The sequence below is a fragment of the Pantoea sp. 18069 genome (genome assembly GCF_902706035.1).
In the GTDB taxonomy this organism is placed as follows: domain Bacteria; phylum Pseudomonadota; class Gammaproteobacteria; order Burkholderiales; family Burkholderiaceae_C; genus Comamonas.
The window spans coordinates 1-262 of the sequence record NZ_CACSJA010000172.1 but is presented as its reverse complement, the minus strand read 5'-3'; the positions used below and the strand labels follow the sequence as shown (position 1 = coordinate 262).

The following is a 262-nucleotide window of genomic DNA, read 5'->3' as shown; positions in this document are numbered from 1 at the left end:
GGCAGGCCGCTTTCGCTGACGCTGCCATCGGGCTTGATCACGGGACGGGCAGGACCTGTGGGGTCCGAGGGATCCACAGGGACCAGTACGGGGGGATTGCCGTCCTTGTCCGTCACCACGGGCGTGTGGTCCGCGATGGTGATGGTGATGGAAGCGCTGGAAGTGTCGCCGTCCTTGTCGGTGATGGTGTAGGTGAACACATCGGTGGCCGTCAGGGGCTCGCCGTTGTTGCGCACGTACTCATACGCGCCATCGGGCTGGA

At 64.9% G+C, this 262-nt stretch carries 1 protein-coding gene; it reads right to left on the bottom strand.

All coding sequences use genetic code 11. The features are described from left to right. On the bottom strand, positions 1-262 hold a 262-nt coding region (locus GVL12_RS26095), incomplete at both ends, for a hypothetical protein (protein WP_159918409.1).